Origin of the sequence: Pseudactinotalea sp. Z1732, assembly GCF_049724975.1 — a bacterium.
Taxonomy (GTDB): Bacteria; Actinomycetota; Actinomycetes; order Actinomycetales; family Beutenbergiaceae; genus CALKWS01.
The window spans coordinates 1-3,395 of the sequence record NZ_JBMPQC010000036.1; the positions used below are offsets into that span (position 1 = coordinate 1).

Annotated in this window: 3 protein-coding genes; all 3 read left to right on the forward strand. The window is 64.5% G+C overall.

The window, feature by feature from the left end; genetic code table 11:
• Positions 1-95: 95 nt before the first annotated feature.
• Complete coding sequence (locus ACPL7H_RS19275) at positions 96-896, forward strand: ISL3 family transposase (protein ID WP_424798345.1); 801 nt, start codon at positions 96-98, stop codon at positions 894-896.
• A 508-nt stretch (positions 897-1,404) separates the two neighbouring features.
• Positions 1,405-2,859: a group II intron reverse transcriptase/maturase gene (gene ltrA / locus ACPL7H_RS19280; protein WP_424798346.1), complete on the forward strand. Its 1,455-nt coding sequence runs from the start codon at positions 1,405-1,407 to the stop codon at positions 2,857-2,859.
• 27 nt (positions 2,860-2,886) lie between these two features.
• On the forward strand, positions 2,887-3,395 hold a 509-nt coding region (locus ACPL7H_RS19285), incomplete at its 3' end, for an ISL3 family transposase (RefSeq protein WP_424798347.1).

Sequence of the window (3,395 nt, forward strand, 5' to 3'; positions counted from 1 at the left end):
AACACCCAAGGCCCGCGATGAAATCTACCTGCTCTGCCGCTGTTTCTGGTTGCCCTGTTGCTGATGTCATCTGTCGCACCGCGGAGTTGGACCTGATGATCACCGGGGCCAGCATCGACGCCGCAGACGTCACCATCATCCAGGCCCGACCGCGCCAGGGGTTGCCGTTCTGCCCGTCCTGCGGGGCCGAAGGGGTCCTGCGGGATCACGTGGTGCGGGTGCTGACCGACGTACCGGTGGCCGGCCATCCCACCAGGTTGCACGTGCGCCTGCCTCGCTATCGGTGCACCGGGACCCAGTGCCCGCAGCGGATCTTCCAGCAACGGCTGGACTGCGCCGCGGTGGGGGCCAAGACCACCAACCGGTGCACCCGGTGGATCCTGCAGCGCTTGGCGATCGACAAGATGAGCATCAGCGCCGTGGCCCGGGCCCTGGGACTGGGATGGGACCTGGTCAATAACCTCGCGGTCGATGCCGCCCGCACCCTGGTCTATGACGACCCGACCCACCTGGAAGGGGTGCGGATCTTGGGGGTCGATGAGCACAAGTGGAAACACGTGCGCGGCGGCGGTGAGGACTCGTATGTCACGATCCTGGTAGATCTGACCCCCACGATCGAGGGCACCGGGCCGGCGCGGCTGCTGGATGTGCAAGCAGGCCGTTCGGCGAAGGTACTCACCGACTGGTTGGCCGAGCGCACCCAGGAGTTCCGCGACCGCATCGAGGTGGTCACCATGGATGGCTTCACCGGCTATCACAGCGCCACCAAAGAAGCACTGCCGCAGGCCACACCGGTGATGGACCCCTTCCACACGGTGCAAGTGCGCCGCGAGGCGCTGTGTGTTCGGGGGTGGGTGAGAGGCCCACCCCGCTGGTCTATCGCAGTAGATCGGTGAAGTTGAGGGCAGCCTGATCCCGGAGGTGCGGGGGAGGGTGGGAAGCAGCCCTGACAAAGCCGGGGCGTGTCAGTACTGCCAGATGGCAGCGTGCCCGGCAAGCAAGGCAGAGAGGTGTAACGAGAGTGAACCAGTGGTTGAACCCGCTTAAGGGTGGAACCGGCTCGAACCTGGCGGATCTGGGCCGGGCAACAGTGCGCGCTGGTCAGGATGTACGTGGTCAGCGACTCCGAAGCCGACTAGTGACGTCGGCGGGGAGGCCGTCACCGCAGTGCTGCGGGTTCGGTGGCGGCGAGGCTGTAGCGGCAGAGCTGGGCGCCGATCCTGCCAACCGACACGCAGTGAACGCGGGAACCATCCCGAAGTCGCCCCTCCCGGCCAGCAGTCTGCTGGTCGGCGGGCAGGTTCACCGTCAACTGACGGCTCCGGGATGGGGCGGAGGGTCCGTAGTAGTCCGAGGGCGGGAAAGCCGTCCACATGGCGAAGGGACCCAGCGAGTATGCAGTCGATGCGATGGAATGCCGGGAGGTCGCTGGTGAATATCGGCGAGCCGTGGCTCGACCTCGATGAGGCTCGGGTGCGGGTACTGGGTATCCAGACCAAACTGCACCAATGGTCAGCCGATGATGGTGATCGTCGGTTCGATGACCTGTTCAACCTTGTCACCGATCCCGCGTTCCTGACGGTTGCGTGGGATCGGGTGAGAGGGAATCGAGGGGCACGATCTGCCGGGGTCGATGGCGTGGTTCCACGTTCCATCGACTTTGGGGACGCGATGCTGCATCGGCTGCGAGATGATCTCAAGGCCCGCAGTTTCGAACCGCTCCCGGTCAAGGAACGGATGATTCCGAAGACGCCGGGCAAGTACCGTCGTCTGGGCATCCCTGCTGTGCGGGACCGGATCGTGCAAGCCAGCCTGAAGTTGGTCCTCGAACCCATCTTCGAGGCGGACTTTCACCCGTGCAGTTACGGGTTTCGTCCGCGTCGTCGACCTCATGACGCGATCGCTGAGATTCACATGCTGGCATCCAACCGTTACCAGTGGGTGCTCGAAGGTGACATCGAAGCGTGCTTCGATGAGATCTCCCACCCGGCTCTGATGGACCGGATCAGGGAGCGGATCGGAGACAAACGTGTCTTGGCGTTGATCAAGGCGTTCTTATGCGCTGGCATCCTCGACGAGGACGGCGTCACCAGGGACACCAAGATGGGCACACCCCAAGGCGGCATCTTGTCGCCGCTGCTGGCCAACATCGCATTGTCAGTCCTTGACGATCACTTCGCCGAAGCCTGGCAGCGCGATATGGCCACCCGACCCCAGCGGGCGACCCGCCGCAGACACGGAAATGCCACGTATCGCCTGGTGCGCTACGCGGACGACTTCGTGGTCATGGTGGCGGGCTCCGAGGCTCACGCCGAGGAACTGCGGGGCGAGGTTGCAGCAGTGCTGGCTCCGATGGGTCTGCGCCTCTCGGAGCACAAGACGCTGACCGCTCACATCGACGAGGGGTTTGAGTTCCTGGGGTTCCGCATCCAGCGGCAACGCCAACAGGGCTCGAACAAGCGATATGTCTACACCTGGCCCTCCAAGAAGTCGCTGACTTCGATCCGGGCGAAGGTCAAGGCGATCACCAGAATGGGCACGAACCAGCCCCTGTCCGAGTTGCTTCGCCGCATCAACCAGGTGCTGCGGGGCTGGACCGGCTACTTCCGGCACGGCGTTTCGAGCCGGACCTTTGCTCACCTGCACCAGTACACCTGGGAACGGATCGTGCACTGGCTCCGACGCAAACACAAACGTGCCACCTGGCAGTGGCTGAAACGGCATTACCTGGCCAACAACTGGTGGCCAGAGCACGACGGCGTCTCACTGTTCAACTGCGGGACAGTGCCGATCACCCGTTACCGCTACCGCGGAACGAAGATCCCGACGCCGTGGGAGCCGACCATCATCATCACCTGACCTGGGCATGTGCTCGTGGAGAGCCGGATGCGGTGGAAGTCGCACGTCCGGTTCGGGAGACGGGCCGGAGAAACCCACCAGCGGAAACGTTGGCAGGGCGCTCCGGCCCGATCTCACCTGGCTGGGGAGAAACTCACCGTCTGTCGTCAGCGCCTGCAGCAGCAGATCCACGGCCACCGGGGCCGCAAGGAGAACCTGCTCTACCGCGGCCGGCGAACACTGCTGACCCGGCAGTCGCTACTGACCGATGAGCAGATCGCCCGACTGCAGCGGCTGTTCGCCGAACACGAGGACCACGCGGCCTTGGAGGTCTCCTGGCACATCTACCAGGACATCATCAGCGCCTACCAACACCCAGATCCGGCCGCCGGCAAGAAGCGCATGCAGGCCCTCATCACCAGGCTCCGGCGCGGGCTACCCGAGGGGCTGGAGGAACTCGCTCAACTCGGCCGCACGCTCTGGCGCAAACGAGACCAGATCCTGGCGTTCTTCGACCGTGGCGGAGCCTCCAACGGCCCCGTCGAAGCGATCAACGG

Excerpts from the sequence above, each read along its gene's own strand:
- ACPL7H_RS19275 (WP_424798345.1), top strand. The coding sequence starts at position 96 with ATGATCACCGGGGCCAGCATCGACGCCGCAGACGTCACCATCATCCAG.
- ltrA (WP_424798346.1), top strand. The coding sequence starts at position 1,405 with ATGCGATGGAATGCCGGGAGGTCGCTGGTGAATATCGGCGAGCCGTGG.